14 protein-coding genes are annotated in these 17,419 nt (G+C 43.2%); 3 read left to right on the forward strand and 11 right to left on the reverse strand.

Features of this window, described 5'->3' with window-relative positions:
* Positions 1-136 precede the first annotated feature (136 nt).
* From I2I04_RS19195 to I2I04_RS19205, 3 genes are all read right to left on the reverse strand, one after another.
* Positions 137-799, reverse strand: coding sequence for a DNA alkylation repair protein (locus tag I2I04_RS19195; protein ID WP_143259320.1), 663 nt, complete (start codon positions 797-799; stop codon positions 137-139).
* A 6-nt stretch (positions 800-805) separates the two neighbouring features.
* Positions 806-2,854, reverse strand: a complete 2,049-nt coding sequence (locus tag I2I04_RS19200; RefSeq protein ID WP_195473202.1) for a dipeptidyl-peptidase 3 family protein — start codon at positions 2,852-2,854, stop codon at positions 806-808.
* Positions 2,855-2,950: 96 nt separating this feature from the next.
* Positions 2,951-3,415: a helix-turn-helix domain-containing protein gene (locus I2I04_RS19205; RefSeq protein ID WP_195655697.1), complete on the reverse strand. Its 465-nt coding sequence runs from the start codon at positions 3,413-3,415 to the stop codon at positions 2,951-2,953.
* A gap of 270 nt (positions 3,416-3,685) precedes the next feature.
* Between I2I04_RS19205 and recQ the strand changes: the two genes are divergently transcribed.
* Positions 3,686-5,494: a DNA helicase RecQ gene (gene recQ / locus I2I04_RS19210; RefSeq protein ID WP_195655698.1), complete on the forward strand. Its 1,809-nt coding sequence runs from the start codon at positions 3,686-3,688 to the stop codon at positions 5,492-5,494.
* A 206-nt stretch (positions 5,495-5,700) separates the two neighbouring features.
* On the opposite strand, the gene I2I04_RS19215 is transcribed toward recQ, so the two are convergent.
* On the reverse strand, positions 5,701-6,519 hold the full coding sequence (locus I2I04_RS19215) for a tetratricopeptide repeat protein (RefSeq protein ID WP_195473200.1): 819 nt from the start codon (positions 6,517-6,519) through the stop codon (positions 5,701-5,703).
* A gap of 27 nt (positions 6,520-6,546) precedes the next feature.
* Positions 6,547-7,497 (reverse strand): cysteine synthase A, encoded by a 951-nt coding sequence (gene cysK / locus I2I04_RS19220; protein ID WP_143259317.1) that lies wholly within the window; start codon positions 7,495-7,497, stop codon positions 6,547-6,549.
* 131 nt (positions 7,498-7,628) lie between these two features.
* On the opposite strand from cysK, the gene I2I04_RS19225 reads away from it, so the two are divergent.
* A complete protein-coding gene (locus tag I2I04_RS19225) occupies positions 7,629-9,464 on the forward strand; it encodes an LTA synthase family protein (RefSeq protein WP_195655699.1) in 1,836 nt (611 codons plus the stop codon).
* Positions 9,465-9,559: 95 nt separating this feature from the next.
* On the forward strand, positions 9,560-10,249 hold the full coding sequence (locus tag I2I04_RS19230; protein ID WP_195655700.1) for a phosphatase PAP2 family protein: 690 nt from the start codon (positions 9,560-9,562) through the stop codon (positions 10,247-10,249).
* An 81-nt stretch (positions 10,250-10,330) separates the two neighbouring features.
* Here I2I04_RS19230 and leuB read toward each other — a convergent pair whose 3' ends face one another.
* From leuB to I2I04_RS19260, 6 genes are all read right to left on the reverse strand, one after another.
* Positions 10,331-11,392, reverse strand: a complete 1,062-nt coding sequence (gene leuB / locus I2I04_RS19235; protein ID WP_004311790.1) for a 3-isopropylmalate dehydrogenase — start codon at positions 11,390-11,392, stop codon at positions 10,331-10,333.
* A 60-nt stretch (positions 11,393-11,452) separates the two neighbouring features.
* A complete protein-coding gene (locus tag I2I04_RS19240; protein WP_185911531.1) occupies positions 11,453-13,000 on the reverse strand; it encodes an alpha-isopropylmalate synthase regulatory domain-containing protein in 1,548 nt (515 codons plus the stop codon).
* On the reverse strand, positions 12,982-13,578 hold the full coding sequence (gene leuD, locus I2I04_RS19245; RefSeq protein WP_004307192.1) for a 3-isopropylmalate dehydratase small subunit: 597 nt from the start codon (positions 13,576-13,578) through the stop codon (positions 12,982-12,984). The genes I2I04_RS19240 and leuD overlap by 19 nt, the downstream gene beginning before the upstream one ends.
* Before the next feature lie 42 nt (positions 13,579-13,620).
* Positions 13,621-15,015, reverse strand: a complete 1,395-nt coding sequence (gene leuC, locus I2I04_RS19250) for a 3-isopropylmalate dehydratase large subunit (protein ID WP_195655701.1) — start codon at positions 15,013-15,015, stop codon at positions 13,621-13,623.
* Between the two features lie 81 nt (positions 15,016-15,096).
* Positions 15,097-16,593 carry a 2-isopropylmalate synthase gene (locus tag I2I04_RS19255; protein ID WP_008771292.1) on the reverse strand — a complete coding sequence of 499 codons (1,497 nt, stop codon included), beginning with the start codon at positions 16,591-16,593 and terminating at the stop codon, positions 15,097-15,099.
* A gap of 401 nt (positions 16,594-16,994) precedes the next feature.
* Positions 16,995-17,228 (reverse strand): hypothetical protein, encoded by a 234-nt coding sequence (locus tag I2I04_RS19260; protein ID WP_195655702.1) that lies wholly within the window; start codon positions 17,226-17,228, stop codon positions 16,995-16,997.
* Positions 17,229-17,419 lie beyond the last annotated feature (191 nt).

Here is a 17,419-nt window from a genome sequence, read left to right on the forward strand (position 1 = left end):
AGAAATAAGTGACAGGTAAATAAGTAATAGGTAATAAGTAGCAAGTAATAAGTAGATAGACATAGGTAATAGGCAATGCTTATGCAGATTATACATATTTATGCAATTACGGCATTACTTATTACCTGTTACTTGTTTATTCTTCCGTCTCTTCTTTCACCATATTGTAGAGCATTTGCTCTCCTTCCGAGGTAGAATCAGCCATACCTTCCACCAGGCGGCATACTTGAAAAGCATGTTCTTCGCTATGCTGCATATATTTGCGGATAACCAGCAAAGCAGCGTTACGAATATGATAGCTGTCGGAATGTACTGCACAAATCGCCTGGTCGAGCAATTCGCCGGAGGCACGTTCGGTCATATCCCCTTTCTTCATCAGAAGACGGGCGGCAGTCAGGAAACCACAAGTCTGCACGTACTCCTGTTCGTCGGCAATCCAGTGAAAAGATTTAGCCGGAGCATACGGTAAATGTTGGAAGAGATTCATGCAGGTCAGTTCGGCTATTTCGATATTCCGGATGTTTTCCACCCAAATATCGGCTATCTCGGGATAAAACGTTTCAATCGGCTGAAGTATACCCGCCAGAATCTTACACTCACGAATTTCCTCTTTCCATAAAGCCTGCGCCAGGTCATGATTCTTTTCATAACCTTCGGCAATCATCTTGATACGAGGCAGTTCCACTCCGAAATTGAGTTTATAAACCAGCCCTTTCTCGCGCATACTTTGGGACACAGCCCCGTTCATAGAGAGACGGAGCTGTGTCTTGATATCTTTCAATTGTTCTTTAATATCCATTTCAGATCAGTTGTTTATGGAAGGCAGCGGAGAATAATCAGTGCTGTAACGCAACATTTGTTCCACATAGCCTTCATCATAGGAAACTGTGACATCCGTAACGTTTCCGTTTTCATCTGTCACCAGTTCATATTTCGGATTCACAAAACCTTTATAAGGGGCCAGATTCAACTTCTTATAACGTTCAAGGACTTCTGCATGTAAAGCCGGATCTACTTTTACGGCATAGTTTTCTACCAATGAACGGGCACCTTCAAAGTCGCCTGTCGATTTGATCCGCTGAATTTCAGCCAACAATTCGCCGAAAAGTTCGCGTACCTTCTGATAGTCATTGATAACCACATAAGTCTTTCCGTCTTTCTTCGCCAATTCCACCACTTTATCAGCAGCCCCTTTCTCAAATACCCAACGGGCTATCAACTGGCGGTTGCGCATGTGAGCTTCTTCCACAGTATTTCCCGGTTCGATACGTACCAACTGCGTCATCAGACCATTCATCAGATAAGTATAGTATTGAGCTTTATAAGCATCGGGAGAAGAGAGAAGTCCCAATTCCACCAGCTTGGGATCAGCCACATAATACAATCCGAACAAATCGGCACGCGCCTCTTCGATGGTAGAGCCGTATGCTTTCAAAGCATCAGGATCTACCCCCGGCAGTAACTTACCGGAACCGTGTCCCAAACATTCGTGCAAGTCCGTATGCAGTTCATCCGTTAAATCAGAATAGGCATCGATCAGTTGTATTTCCGCATCGCTATAAACAAATTCTTCGTTGAATCCGTTTCCGTGAGCGGCTTTATTATAAGCATCTGTTATATTTCCGATTGTCACCGATTTAGAACCGTGGTGAGCACGAATCCAGTTAGCATTCGGCAGATTGATACCGATAGCTGTTGCCGGATAAAGGTCACCGGCAAGGATAGCGGCAGTAATCACTTTTGCCGATACTCCTTTTACCTTTTCTTTCTTGAAAGATTTATCTACCGGAGAATGATCTTCAAACCACTGCGCATTGCTGCTGATAATCTCCGTGCGGTGTGTTGACTCCACGTCCTTGAAGTTCACCAAAGATTCCCAGCTCGCTTTCATCCCCAACGGATCACCATAACTTTCAGTAAATCCATTCACAAAGTCGATTCGTGAATCCAGATCTTTCACCCAGAGAATGGCATATTCATCAAAATCCTTCAGATTGCCAGTTTCATAGAATTGAATCAGCTTGGTAATAACGGCCTTTTGTGCCTCATTCTCTGCTACGCCTTCCGCTTTTTTCAGCCAGTAAACAATCTTCTCTATTGCCTGTGTATAGAGTCCGCCTACTTTCCAGACTTTCTCCTCCAACTTTCCGTTTTCTTTGACCAACCGACTGTTCAGTCCATAAGAAACCGGTGTTTCGTCTTTCGGATCTTTCATGGCACTATAAAAACTTTCCGCCTCTTTCTGCGTCACTCCGTCATAATAGTTACAAGCAGAAGTCAAAACAAGATCTTCGCCATCTGCCTGGTTTACCCGTTTTGGCATGATTGCCGGATCGAAAATCACCGGAAACAGTTCGGCACAAAGTTGTTCGGCAGTCTGCCCTTTCGCTAGCGGCAGCAACTTGGCATCTATACCGAGTACAGCCTGTTTCAAGAACTCCTGCGAGAAGTCGGGCACAAATTTCTCCGTACCATAGTGGTGATGGATACCATTGGAGAACCATACCCTTTTCAGGTACACCTCCATATTTTTAAAATCAGGCGTTGTTTTATCTCCCTGATAGTTTGTATATACTGCTTCGAGCATCCGACGGATTCTCAAATTATATTTTCCATTCTGGTCAAACAGAATATCCCTTCCCTCCAGAGCAGCCTCTGTCAGGTAATAAATCAGTTCTTTCTGTTTCAGCGTCAGTTCCTCAAATCCGGGAACTTTATAACGCAATATCTGTAAATCAGCAAATTGTTCCACTGTATAATCAAATTTGTCTGCTTCAGCAGTTGTTGTTTTACTTCCTCCGCACGATGTTAAAAGCGTAGCGGCCACTGTCATTAAAATCAGATGTTTTTTCATAATGCTAGCATTGATTAATTAAAATGAGAAAAGGAATTATCTCCAAAATCTTTCATTTAGAGGTAATTCCTTTTGGTCAGTTTTCGGAACGCGCAATTATTTCTTATTTTCGAGATGTTTTTTGCGATATCCATTAGGAGTCTCACCCACGTTTTTGTAAAATGCAGCATAAAAAGATTGACGATTTGCAAAGCCAACCATGGCACTAATTTCTTCCACATTTTTGTCGGCATAACGTTTGTCAGTCAATAAATGCAAAGCATCTTTTACTCTGTATTCATTCAACAGGCAAGAATAGTTCATGCCAAAGCGTGAGTTTACTACTGCAGAAAGGTAACGAGTATTCGTCTTCAATTCTTTCGCCAAGTCCTTAGCTGAATAATCAGGATCCTTGTACTTCTTCTGTACAACGATGATATTCAAGATCTTGTCATACAACTCGTCTGCCAATTCCGGTCTAATCAAAGACCTGTATGTAGCCTTCTTTTCTTTCTTTTCCCTCAAATTGTAGGGACGTTTTTTCGGAGTTTCTTCCGTTTTTTTGTTCTCTAAATCACTCATTGAATTAACTGGTTAGGGTTTGTTCATTTGTTAATAATTGCTCATTTGCAACATAACATGTTACAAATGTCTTACTTTTTTTTTAAACACACAATTATTTTGTGCATTATTTTTCTAAATAAACAATCAAAAACCTTGAAAAAGAAGGAATGGGTCCGAATAATAAGAAACTTTAACCTATTTATAATTCATATCAGAAACAGAAATCTACACATGATGGAAAAATGCCAAAGAAAAATGTACCTTTGCAGCATGGATAAATCAGCATCAATGAGAGAGACTCTAAAGACATATTTCGGGTACGATAGTTTCCGTCCTCTGCAAGAAGAAATCATCCACCACATCCTGAATAAACAGGATACATTGGTATTAATGCCTACTGGTGGAGGAAAATCGATCTGCTACCAACTTCCCGCACTGCTTTGCGAAGGTACCGCCGTTGTCGTTTCTCCACTGATTTCGTTGATGAAAGACCAGGTGGAAACATTGCTGGCAAACGGCATTGCTGCCGGAGCACTGAACAGCAGTAATGACGAAACCGAAAATGCGAACCTGCGCCGTGCCTGCATTGAAGGGCGGCTGAAGCTGCTTTACATTTCACCGGAAAAACTTTTAGCAGAAAAGGACTATTTGTTGCGGGATATGAACATCTCTCTGTTTGCTATTGATGAAGCTCATTGTATTTCGCAATGGGGACATGATTTCCGTCCGGAATACACACAAATGGGGGTACTCCATCAACAATTTCCGCAAATACCGATTGTCGCACTAACTGCCACCGCGGATAAAATCACGCGTCAAGACATCATACGGCAATTGCACCTCAACCATCCCCGTGTCTTCATCTCCTCGTTCGACCGTCCCAACATCAGTCTGACTGTAAAACGTGGTTTCCAAGCGAAGGAGAAAAACAAGGCCATCTTAGAATTTATCCACCGTCACAGAGGAGAAAGTGGGATTATTTACTGCATGAGCCGGAGTAAAACGGAAACCGTCGCACAGATGTTACAGAAGCAGGGTATTCGTTGCGGTGTTTATCATGCCGGATTATCCACTCAACACCGGGACGAAACACAGAATGATTTTATTAACGACCGCATACAGGTGGTATGTGCCACCATTGCTTTTGGAATGGGGATTGATAAATCAAATGTCCGCTGGGTGATACATTATAATCTGCCTAAAAGCATAGAAAGCTTTTACCAGGAAATAGGGCGTGCCGGTCGTGATGGACTTCCCAGCAATACCATCCTGTTTTATTCATTAGGAGACTTAATATTACTAACTAAATTCGCTTCGGAAAGTAATCAGCAAAACATCAACCTGGAAAAGCTTCAACGTATGCAGCAATACGCAGAGGCCGACATTTGCCGACGCAGAATCTTATTAAGCTACTTCGGAGAAACAACAACAGAGGATTGCGGCAACTGCGATGTTTGTAAAAATCCTCCTCAGCGATTTGACGGCACAGTCATCGTGCAAAAAGCATTAAGTGCCATCGCACGTACGGAACAGCAAATCAGCACAGGAGTGTTGATTGATATTCTTCGTGGAAACTACTCAGCGGAAGTAACCGGGAAAGGGTATCAGGAACTTAAAACGTTCGGTGCCGGACGCGACATTCCTCCTCGTGACTGGCAAGACTATCTGCTTCAAATGCTGCAACTCGGCTACTTCGAAATAGCTTATAATGAGAATAATCATCTCAAGATAACGTCAAGCGGAAGCAATGTTCTTTTCGGAAGGACACAAGCGGCATTGGTAGTTATCCAACATGAGGAAGCCGTTATCCGAAAAGGAAAAAAGAAAAAAGTGGTTATCGCCAAAGAACTCCCCTTCGGCGCGGCAGGCGGCGAAAGCCAAGACTTGTTTGAAGCATTGCGAGGATTAAGAAAACAGCTTGCCGATCAGGAAGCTTTGCCCGCCTATATCGTCTTGTCAGACAAAGTGTTGCATCTGCTTTGCATCTCACGTCCCACCACTATCGAAGAGTTTGGAGAAATCAGCGGTATCGGAGAACACAAGAAAAAGAAATATGGAAAGGATTTCGTAAATCTGATTAGACAGTTCGTAGAATAAAAGAAATTCTTTAATAGTATATATTAACGAGTCACCTGACTAATTATTATTCGTTCCACCAGGGTTATCTTTTCGTTCCACAGCTGTTTCCCTTTAGTTCCACATAGGTAGAACTAAAGGGAAACAGCTGTGGAACGAACTAATGCCTATAACAAAAGGCTCTAACTTATGTAAACCGGAAAGATATAGTTGCCTTATTGATCACTTCACTTGCATTGCCGCAATTGCTCGTGCAAATCAGCCGGAGGCACTCCCAATGAAATAGCTTTCTCAAAGTCAGCTTTTGCCAATCCTTTTTTCTTCTGTGCCAGGTAGATATTGCCACGCAACAGATAAGCATCAGCCGAGGCAGCATCCAACCGGATGGCTTCCTCCAAATCAACCAATGCCAAATCTTCATGCTTCATCTCACGTTCCACATCAGCACGGGCAATATAGAGTGTCGCATCTTCAGGAGTGGCCGCAAGCATCTTATTCAATATTTCAAGAGCTTCCCGGAATTTTCCTTCTTTCTGTTCCAAAGTAGCCAATCCCAGCCGTCCACTATAACTCTGCGGATCAAGTTCCAACAAACGATTATAATCTATTCTCGCAGCCGGATAATCGCGGCGGAGCACATAAATATAAGCACGCATCAACAGAGCTTCTTTGTTCTGCTTGTCCTCGTCCAACACTTGGCAATAATCCGTATAAGCACGGTCTGTTTTTCCCATTTCCATATAAATGGCGGCACGGTCAAGCAAAATAGGGACTGCCAAAGGAGCAAAGTTCAGTGCAAAAGAATAAGATTCCAATGCTTTATCAAACTCACCCAAACGGCGCTGAACTAACCCTAAGTTAGAAAAAAGCAATGCATTCTTAGCGTTCTTCGGTTCCAACTTCAAAGCCTGAAGCAAAAGTTCCTCTGCCTGAGGAAGACTGTCTTGCTCGATACACTCAATGGCTCTCTCAGACAATTGCTGATAGGTTTGCGCAAAGGCAACAGCCGGAAAACAAAAAAGCAAAGCTATAATTATTCTTACCATGGTTCAGGTCTTTTTATAGTTAATGAATTAATCCAATGGATATGCGTCAAAAGCAAACAGTTCGGTCGACAAATAACGCTCTCCCGTATCAGGTAACAATGCTACTATTTTTTTGTTCTTAAATTCCGGACGTTGTGACAGTTGACGGGCGGCATACACAGCTGCTCCCGAAGAAATACCGACCAACAAACCTTCTGTTGCCGCTAACTCACGCCCCGCACGAATCGCTTCATCATCAGGCACACCTATTACTTCATTCACCACCGAAGCATCATAAAGCTTCGGGATAAAATTCGCTCCAATACCTTGAATACGATGTGAAGCCGCCTCACCCCCTGCCAACACTGGAGACGACGCCGGTTCCACAGCGACAATATAAATATCCGGATTATGTTTCTTTAAAGCACGGGCTACTCCGCAGACCGTTCCCCCGGTACCGACTCCGGCTACAAAAACAGCCACTTCACCGTCCGTATCCCGCCAAATTTCTTCACCTGTTGTCCGTTCATGAACAGCAGCATTGGCCGGATTTTCAAATTGTTGCAAAATCACCGAACCGGGGATACTATCACGCAACTCCTGCGCTTTGGCAATGGAAGCTGCCATTCCTCCCAGTCCATCTGTCAATACAATCTGCGCACCCAGCGCTTTCAACAGATTCCGCCGTTCCAGGCTCATCGTTTCGGGCATGGTCAATATCAGGTGATACCCTTTAATAGTAGCCACCATTGCCAACCCTACACCTGTGTTTCCACTTGTCGGCTCAATAATCGTTGCACCGGGTTTCAATGCTCCACGAGCTTCCGCATCTTCAATCATCGAAAGAGCTACTCTGTCTTTTACACTTCCCGCCGGATTAAAAGCCTCCAGTTTGGCAATAATATTTTGTTCCAGACCATACTTTCCACTATAACCGGAAAGTTCCATCAAAGGGGTATTCCCCACTAAATCTGTTAGTTTCTTTGCAATCTTTGCCATCTTATTACTTCATTTTTGTCACAGACACGACAAAGATATGGAAAAAAAGGTATGTTTTATATCACATCATGAGAAAGATAAGGAAAAGTATAGTAACTTTGTATCCGTTCAATCTTTTTAAGTTTACATATATGAAAAAGAGAATTATACAATTTCTCACGACCTATTTTTTATTTGTTCTTTTATTCGTTCTTCAGAAACCAATCTTCATGGTTTACTACCATGACTTATATACCGATGCATCTTTGGGTGACTACTTCCGCGTCATGTGGCACGGATTACCGCTGGATTTATCTCTTGCAGGCTATCTGACTGCTATCCCCGGCCTAGTGCTCATCGCTTCCGCCTGGACAAACTCATCCATACTCCGCCGCATCCGGCAAGGATATTTCGGATTAATAGCCTTTGTCATGGCCTGTCTTTTTATCATCGACCTAGGATTGTACGGCTTCTGGGGATTCCGTCTGGACGCCACCCCAATTTTCTATTTCTTCTCTTCTCCCAAAGACGCTATGGCAAGTGTCAGTTTTTGGTTTGTTCTACTTGGAATTCTGGCTATGCTGATCTATGCAGCAATTCTATACTGTATTTTCTACTGGTTCCTTATCCGGGAGAAAAAGCCTCTGAAAATACCCTATCGGCGTCAGAATGTCTCTCTTGCACTCCTTTTACTCACAGCAGCACTCTTCATCCCTATCCGGGGCGGATTCAGCGTATCGACCATGAATTTAAGCAAAGTGTATTTCAGTCAGGACCAACGCATGAATCATGCTGCCATTAATCCGGCATTCAGCTTCATGTATTCTGCCACCCATCAAAATAATTTCGATAAGCAGTATCGCTTCATGGATCCGAAAATAGCCGACGAATTATTTGCAGAGATGATAGACAAACCCGTCACAGCAACAGACAGCATCCCCCAATTATTGAATACACAACGCCCGAACATTATTTTCATTATCCTTGAGAGTTTCTCCACACACTTGATGGAAACTTTCGGAGGACAACCCAATGTGGCTGTCAACATGGATAAATTCGCCAAAGAAGGCGTATTATTCAGCAACTTCTACGGTAGCAGTTTCCGCACAGACCGCGGACTGGCATCCATCATCAGCGGATATCCCGGACAGCCGAGTACCAGCATTATGAAATATCCCGAAAAGACGGACAAACTTCCTTCCATCCCCCGCAGCTTGAAAAATGCGGGATACAGCCTGGAATATTACTATGGAGGAGATGCCGATTTCACCAATATGCGTTCTTACCTGGTATCTTCCGGCATTGAGAAAATTATTTCCGATAAAGATTTCCCTCTGTCCGAACGTACCGGAAAATGGGGAGCACAGGATCACGTTTTGTTCCAACGCCTGATGAAAGACCTGAAAGAAGAAAAACAAAAGGAGCCATTCCTGAAACTGGTTCAGACATCAAGTAGCCACGAACCATTTGAAGTTCCGTTCCACAGGCTGGATGACAAAGTCCTCAACTCTTTTGCGTATGCCGACAGTTGCGTGGGAGATTTCGTGAAACAGTATCAGGAAACACCGTTATGGAAAAACACACTGTTTGTACTCGTTCCCGATCATCAGGGCGCATACCCATACCCGATAGAAAATCCGCTGGACGGACAAACCATTCCGCTGATTTTAATCGGAGGCGCAATAAAACAACCTCTTGTAGTAGATACTTATGCTTCACAAATTGACATTGCCGCTACCCTGCTCGCTCAATTAGGATTGCCGCATGATGAATTTACTTTCAGCAAGAATATCATGAATCCGGACTCTCCTCATTTCGCGTATTTTACCCGACCGAATTATTTCGGAATGATTACCGCCGACAACCAATTGGTGTACAACCTCGACGCCAATACCGTACAACTGGACGAAGGCACCGCCAAAGGAGCTAACCTGGAAAAAGGAAAAGCGTTCCTACAGAAGCTCTACGATGATCTTGCTAAACGCTAATAATTAAGAAATATGGAATATTTATAAGGCAATATAGGACATTTACTATTCTTTATTGTATATTTGTGACGTTAAAAATAGATCAATAAAGCCTGATGATACATAGCGAAATCGTCCAATTCCTTTCAGAGATAGATACAAATATCTTCTTATCTTTCAATGGTATACACTCCCCTTTCTGGGATTATTTCATGAGTTCCTTCACGGGTAAAATAATCTGGGTTCCCATGTATGCCACCATATTATACATATTATTAAGAAATTTCCACTGGAAGGTAGTCTTATGTTATGTGGCAGCCATCGCGCTCACGATTACCTTTGCCGACCAAATGTGCAGCAGTATTATCCGCCCGGTGATGGCACGCCTGCGTCCCGCCAATCCGGACAACCCGATTGTAGATATGGTATATATCGTGAACGGGTATCGCGGAGGAAGTTATGGTTTCCCATCGTGCCATGCGGCCAACTCATTGGGCCTTGCCATGTTTGTAGTATTCCTGTTCCGCAAACGCTGGCTAAGTATTTTCATTATAACCTGGGCAATTCTCAATTGTTATACACGTATATACTTAGGTGTACATTATCCCGGTGATTTACTCGTAGGAGGTATTATCGGAGGATTCGGCGGTTGGCTATTCTGCACTATCGCTCACAAAGCAGCCATCTATTTGGAACCTTCCACCCGCACAAAGAGAAAGGAAATAAAACAATGGTCAGTCACTATTTATGTAGGATTGCTGACCGTACTCGGTATTGTTCTATATTCCACTATTAAAAGCTGGTAAAACATACATTATTTAAAGCTAAAAAGTAAAAGCCTGACACCGCGTATCCGATGCCAGGCTTTTACTTTTTAGTCTAGTTTATCAAGCTTTCTTGATATAATCAACAATCCACTGTCCTACTTCTTTCGTTCCGTATTTAGCACCGTCAGCCACCTGGATTTCGGGTGTACGTACATTCTCATCCAAAGAAGCGTCTACTGCTTTACGAATCAGCGCACCTTCTTCTTTGCAATCGAAATACTCGAACAACATAGCTACGGAAAGAATCTGTGCCAACGGATTAGCAATATTCAGTCCTTTAGCCTGCGGCCATGAACCGTGAATCGGTTCAAACACCGGAGTACTCTCGCCTGTGGAAGCAGAAGGAAGCAAGCCCATAGAACCACTGATTACAGAACCTTCGTCAGTCAGAATATCACCGAAGGTGTTTTCCGTTACCATCACATCGAAGAAAGCAGGTTCCTGAATCATCTTCATTGCAGCATTGTCCACAAACATATAGTCAGTTGTCACTTCCGGATAGTTCGGAGCCATTTCCTGTGCAATCTGACGCCACAGACGGGAAGAAGCCAACACGTTTGCCTTATCTACCACCGTCAGATGTTTTCTGCGCTTCATCGCATATTCAAAAGCCACTTTCAAGATACGTTCGATTTCCGGACGAGTATAATAGTTGGTATCATACGCCTTATCATTATCCTGATACTTTTCACCGAAATACATACCTCCGGTCAACTCACGGATACAGATAAAATCTGCGTTCTCTACCAGTTCCGCACGCAACGGAGATTTGTGAATCAGGCATTTGAATGTCTGTACCGGACGGATATTAGCGAAAAGTCCCAGTTTCTTACGCATCGCCAGCAAGCCTTGTTCCGGGCGTACCTTAGCGGTAGGGTCGTTATCAAATTTCGGATCACCTACGGCAGAAAATAAAACAGCATCCGCATCTTTACAAACCTGATAGGTTGCTTCCGGAAACGGATCGCCTACTTTATCAATCGCATCAGCTCCACAGATTGCATATTCATAACTTACTTTGTGGCCAAACTTCTCGCAAACGGCACTCATCACATCTACACCTTGCACAGAGATCTCCGGTCCGATACCGTCGCCTGCTAATACAGCAATTTTAAAATCCATAATCGTTTATTATTCTATTTATATATTCTTATAAAAAACATTCTTCGGGCAAGTTGTTTCTCATTTGCTCTTCTCGTATTCATCTTCGATGAGGTTCAACATCTTCATAGTAGCCTTGATGGCAGCCTCTGTCTGGTCGGCATCGAGTCCACGGGTACGGAACACCTGCTCATCATAACTCCACGTGATTACCGTCTGCACAAATGCATCTGTACGTCCACCGGGAGGGATGGTTACCGCATAATTGGTCAACATCGGGAATTTACGTCCTAATGTCACCTTATATATCTTACGCAGCGCACGAACAAAAGCATCATACTGACCATCGCCGCCTGAACTCTCTTCGTACTCTTTTCCGTTGATTTCTATCTTCAACGTTGCCATCGGTTTCAACCCATGAGCCAGATTCACAAAATAACTCTTCAGTTTGACCTTCTCCCCCACTGCTCCATGTTTCAACACATCCGAAACAATGTACGGCAAATCTTCCTGGGTAACCAGCTCTTTCTTGTCGCCCAACTCGATGATGCGTTCCGTCACCTTGCGCATAGCATCTTCGTCCAGCTCCAATCCGAGGTCTTCGAGATTTTTGCGGATATTAGCTTTGCCGCTTGTCTTACCCAATGCATATTCGCGCTTGCGGCCAAAACGTTCGGGAAGCAAATCATTACAGTAGAGATTATTCTTGTTATCCCCGTCGGCATGCACTCCTGCCACTTGCGTAAAGACATTCTCACCTACAATCGGTTTATTGGCAGGTATCACAATCCCCGAATAAGACTCCACTACCCGGCTGACATCATTCAAACGGCTCTCATCGATATTGGTCACCGCATTGAAATGGTCTTTCAAGATAGCCTGCACACTTGCGAGAGGAGCATTGCCTGCCCGTTCGCCCAGTCCGTTGATGGTTGTATGCAATCCTTTGACACCGCTTAATACGGCTGCAAGAACATTGCTCACTGCCAAATCATAGTCATTATGCGCATGAAAATCGAAATGAGTATTCGGATAACGTTTCTTCATCTTCCGCATATACTCTATCACTTGCAAGGGATTCAAGATACCCAGCGTGTCAGGCAACATATAACGCTTGATGCTTGTCTCTTTTAATCCATCCATCAACTGAAATACATAATCGGGAGAATCTTTGATACCGTTACTCCAATCTTCCAGATAAACATTGACGGTTATATCCTGTTCGTCGGCATAATGCACCACATTAATGATATCCGCCAGATGTTCTTCCGGTGTCTTTTTCAGTTGTTGCGTACAATGCTTCAGTGAACCTTTACAAAGAAGATTAATCACACGGCAACCGGTACGCTGAATCCAGTCGACAGAAGTATACCCGTCAACAAAACCGAGCACTTCCACTTTATGGAGCAGATTACGACGGGCCGCCCAATCGCAAATCATCTTCACGGCTTCAAATTCACCGTCCGACACACGCGCCGAAGCAACCTCCACCCGGTCTACCTTCAAATCTTCTAATAGCAAACGGGCGATCATTAGTTTCTCATGAGGCACGAAAGACACTCCGCTGGTTTGTTCACCATCACGAAGCGTTGTGTCCATGATTTCTATTTTCACGCCTTCTTTTCCCATTCTTCTATTTTATCTTTATTACTTAACAAGAAATCGATATCGTCCAATCCGTTCATCAAACAAAGTTTCTTGTAAGCATTGATTTCAAAATGTTCACTTTTACCTGTCGCCTTGTTGGTGATGGTCTGTTCGGGAAGGTTCACTTCCACTTCCATCTTCGGGTCAGCTTCTATCGAATCGAACAATTCTTGCAGAAACTCCTCAGTTACAACCACCGGAAGCACAAAGTTGTTCAACTCATTATTCTTATGAATATCGGCAAAAAAGCTGGATACCACCACACGAAAACCGTAGCCAGCAATTGCCCAGGCTGCGTGTTCACGGCTGGAACCCGAACCGAAGTTCTTACCTGCCACCAATATCTGTCCGCTGTAAGTAGGGTTGTTCAACACAAAATCCTTGTTCAAAGAACCATCTGCATTATAACGCCAATCACGGAAAAGGTTATCACCAAAGAATTTTTCTTCACGAGTGGTTGCTTTCAGGAAACGTGCCGGAATAATCTGATCGGTATCTACGTTCTCTAAAGGAAGAGGAACACAAGTACTTGTGATTATATTAAATTTTGTCTTAGCCATCTTGATATTTACTATTTAATGATTTACGAATTACGATTGAAATTACATCAGTTCTCTCGGATCGGTAATCACACCAGTCACCGCAGCAGCAGCGGCTACCAGCGGACTAGCCAACAAGGTGCGTGCACCAGGTCCCTGACGTCCTTCGAAGTTACGGTTGCTGGTAGATACCGAATATTTTCCGGCAGGAATCTTATCATCGTTCATTGCCAGACAAGCAGAACATCCCGGCTGACGAATAGCAAATCCGGCTTCCGTCAAAATCTTGTCGATTCCTTCCTTACGGATCTGTGCGTCTACCATCCATGAACCCGGAACCAGCCATGCAATTACATTCTCCGCTTTCTTGCGGCCTTTCACGATGGAAGCAAATGCACGGAAATCTTCGATACGACCGTTTGTACAAGCTCCGAGGAATACATAATCAATCTTTTTACCCAACAAAGATTCCCCTGGTTGGAATCCCATATAGTCCATTGATTTCTTGAATGAAACCTGTGCAACTTCACTCATTCCTTCCATAGTAGGAATGTGCTGTGTGATGCCCATACCCATACCCGGATTCGTTCCGTATGTAATCATCGGCTCAATGTCAGCAGCTTCGAAACGGACTTCCTTGTCAAATACGGCATCGTCATCACTCTTCAATGTCTTCCAATATGCCAAAGCCTTGTCCCATGCTTCGCCTTGCGGAGCACTTTCACGTCCTTTGATATATTCAAAAGTCACTTCGTCCGGAGCAACCATACCACCACGTGCCCCCATTTCAATAGAAAGGTTACAGAGAGTAAGACGTCCCTCCATTGTCAGATTGCGGATGGCCGAACCCGCATATTCTACGAAGTAACCGGTAGCGCCGCTGGTAGTCATCTTGGACATCATATACAGAGCTACATCTTTTGCAGTCACCCCTTTGCCCAGTTCACCGTCTACCGTGATACGCATTGTTTTCGGTCTTGACTGAAGAATACATTGTGAAGCCAATACCATTTCCACTTCGCTTGTTCCGATACCGAAAGCGATTGCTCCCATCGCACCGTGAGTAGAGGTGTGAGAGTCACCGCAGACAATCGTCATTCCCGGCAAAGTCAAACCACGTTCGGGACCTACGACATGGATAATTCCATTCTTCGGATGCATCATACCGTAGTGTGTCAAACCAAAATCCTTCGCATTCTTAGTCAGTGTGTCGACCTGCATTTTAGAAACCGGATCTTCAATCTCCTTATCCTGATCATGTGTCGGTGTATTATGGTCGGGCATACAAAATACCTTTTCCGGACGCAACACTCCGATTCCACGTTCACGCAATCCGGCAAAAGCTTGCGGACTAGTCACTTCATGACAATATAAGCGATCAATATAAAGTTGTGTAGGGCCATCTTCCACAGTAGTCACCACGTGGGCATCCCATATCTTATCAAATAATGTATTCATCTGTTTATTTACTATTTTACTAATTACTATTTACTATTTTAGTCAATCTCTACAATGCCGATACAACTGTCAGCCTCTTTTTTATGATTTGAATTTGTTAATACAGTCAATATAAGCTTCTACGGAAGCAGCAATAATATCTGTATTAGCTCCAAAACCATAATAAATCTGGTTATCGTATTCTACCTGCATATGTACTTTACCTACATCATCACTTCCCTTGCTGATAGCCTGAATAGTAAACTCTTTCAAAGTCATGTGGCGTTCTACAATCTTCTTCAATGCTTTGATAGCTGCATCTACCGGACCGTTACCGCTGGCACAAGCCTCAAACTTCTCACCGGCAATGTTCAATCCCAAACTAGCTACCGAACGAACGCCAACCCCACTCGTCACCTGCAAATAATCCAATTTGATGCGATGGTTCTGGCTACGGTCTGCGCCTGCCAATACTAAAATATCATCATCATTAATATCTTTCTTCTTATCAGCCAATTTCAAGAACTCATCATACACCTTATCCAGCTTTTCCTGATCCAAGTCAACTCCCAAGATAGAAAGACGATTTTTCAATGCGGCACGTCCGCTACGGGCTGTCAATACGATAGAGTTATCATCAATACCCACATCATGCGGATCAATAATCTCATACGTCTGTACATTCTTCAACACGCCATCCTGATGGATGCCTGAAGAGTGCGCGAAAGCGTTACGTCCAACAATTGCTTTATTCGGCTGCACCGGCATATTCATCAGGCTGGAAACCATGCGGCTGGTCGGATAAATCTTCTGTGTATTGATATTGGTCTGAATATCTATTTCGTGGTGGCTCTTGATAATCATGGCGATTTCTTCGAGGGCAGTATTTCCTGCACGTTCGCCGATACCGTTGATGGTTACTTCCACCTGACGTGCGCCGTTCAAAACACCGGCTATCGTATTGGCGGTAGCCATACCCAAGTCATTGTGACAGTGAGTAGAAAGTATGGCATTATCAATGCCGTCTACATGGTCAATCAAGTATTTTATCTTAGCGCCATATTCTGAAGGCAAGCAATAACCCGTTGTATCAGGAATATTCACTACGGTAGCTCCTGCCTTGATAACAGCTTCCACCACACGTGCCAGATATTCATTATCCGTACGGCCTGCGTCTTCTGCATAAAACTCTACATCGTCCACAAAACGGCGGGCATACTTCACGGCAGCTACCGCACGTTCGATAATCTCTTCACGATTCGAATTGAATTTATATTTAATGTGCGAATCAGAAGTACCGATACCGGTATGAATACGTTTATGTTTAGCAAATTTCAGCGCATCTACAGCAACATCAATATCTTTTTGAACGGCACGTGTCAAAGCACAGATAGTAGGCCAAGTCACCGCTTTTGAAATCTCAATTACAGAATTGAAATCTCCCGGGCTCGAAATGGGGAATCCGGCTTCAATCACGTCTACTCCCAACGCTTCCAATGCCTTTGCTACCTGAATCTTCTCTACTGTATTCAACTGGCATCCCGGAACCTGTTCACCATCTCTAAGAGTGGTATCAAAAATAAATAACCTATTGTCCATATTCAATGTATATTATATAATTATTAGCATTAAAAAAAGCCTTTCACACTTGGAAGTGAGAAAGGCTTTCGTATATTTTCATTTATACACATTTACGCACAGCACTCACTTCCACTAACCTTTGATAGTAGAATAATAATACCGCATAGTAGAATATGTATAAACATCTGGTTCATTTCTTGTCTCTTTTATAGTTTGACGGTGCAAAGGTATGGATTATTTCCTTACCACCAAATAATACGTTACTTTTTTATCGAAAAAAATATCATTTCATAAGTTAAAGCCGTTTTTTACCAAAAATATATCACGAATAAAGGTCTGTATTTCATTAAATAAAAAGAGGGAGTAGAATGTTTTCAGCATTCTCTCCCTCATCTTCTTTATTGTTCTAAATCAATAGATTACTTCTTATCACAACATTCTTTCTTTTCTGCGCAATCTGCTTTTTTATCGCAAGCATTAGCACAAGAATCTTTAGCCTGGCAGCAAGAATCAGATTCAACAACAGCTTCTACTGTTTCTACAGTTGTTTCTTCACCTTCAGAAGCGGCGTTAGTAGTTTTGTTACCAGCACAAGACATCATTGCAAAAGAAAATGTTACTGCTACAGCAGCCAAAAATAATTTAGTTTTCATACCTTTCAAATTTGCTTTAAACGTTTAATAAAATAATTGTCAGTCGCAAATATAGTACTTTTTTTGCAAAGTACCAAAACACAGAAAGCCCCTTGATTCTTAGTTGAATCAAGGGGCTTCTTAAAAACGGCGGCTACCTACTCTCCCACTGTTACGCAGTACCATCGGCGTGACGAGGCTTAACTTCTCTG

This window comes from Bacteroides sp. 1001136B_160425_E2, from assembly GCF_015559655.1.
Taxonomy (GTDB): Bacteria; Bacteroidota; Bacteroidia; order Bacteroidales; family Bacteroidaceae; genus Bacteroides; species Bacteroides luhongzhouii.

Excerpts from the sequence above, each read along its gene's own strand:
- I2I04_RS19215 (WP_195473200.1), bottom strand. The coding sequence starts at position 6,519 with ATGGTAAGAATAATTATAGCTTTGCTTTTTTGTTTTCCGGCTGTTGCC.
- I2I04_RS19255 (WP_008771292.1), bottom strand. The coding sequence starts at position 16,593 with ATGGACAATAGGTTATTTATTTTTGATACCACTCTTAGAGATGGTGAA.
- cysK (WP_143259317.1), bottom strand. The coding sequence starts at position 7,497 with ATGGCAAAGATTGCAAAGAAACTAACAGATTTAGTGGGGAATACCCCT.
- leuC (WP_195655701.1), bottom strand. The coding sequence starts at position 15,015 with ATGAATACATTATTTGATAAGATATGGGATGCCCACGTGGTGACTACT.
- I2I04_RS19240 (WP_185911531.1), bottom strand. The coding sequence starts at position 13,000 with ATGGGAAAAGAAGGCGTGAAAATAGAAATCATGGACACAACGCTTCGT.
- I2I04_RS19195 (WP_143259320.1), bottom strand. The coding sequence starts at position 799 with ATGGATATTAAAGAACAATTGAAAGATATCAAGACACAGCTCCGTCTC.
- I2I04_RS19200 (WP_195473202.1), bottom strand. The coding sequence starts at position 2,854 with ATGAAAAAACATCTGATTTTAATGACAGTGGCCGCTACGCTTTTAACA.
- leuB (WP_004311790.1), bottom strand. The coding sequence starts at position 11,392 with ATGGATTTTAAAATTGCTGTATTAGCAGGCGACGGTATCGGACCGGAG.
- I2I04_RS19230 (WP_195655700.1), top strand. The coding sequence starts at position 9,560 with ATGATACATAGCGAAATCGTCCAATTCCTTTCAGAGATAGATACAAAT.
- I2I04_RS19225 (WP_195655699.1), top strand. The coding sequence starts at position 7,629 with ATGAAAAAGAGAATTATACAATTTCTCACGACCTATTTTTTATTTGTT.
- I2I04_RS19205 (WP_195655697.1), bottom strand. The coding sequence starts at position 3,415 with ATGAGTGATTTAGAGAACAAAAAAACGGAAGAAACTCCGAAAAAACGT.
- leuD (WP_004307192.1), bottom strand. The coding sequence starts at position 13,578 with ATGGCTAAGACAAAATTTAATATAATCACAAGTACTTGTGTTCCTCTT.
- recQ (WP_195655698.1), top strand. The coding sequence starts at position 3,686 with ATGAGAGAGACTCTAAAGACATATTTCGGGTACGATAGTTTCCGTCCT.
- I2I04_RS19260 (WP_195655702.1), bottom strand. The coding sequence starts at position 17,228 with ATGAAAACTAAATTATTTTTGGCTGCTGTAGCAGTAACATTTTCTTTT.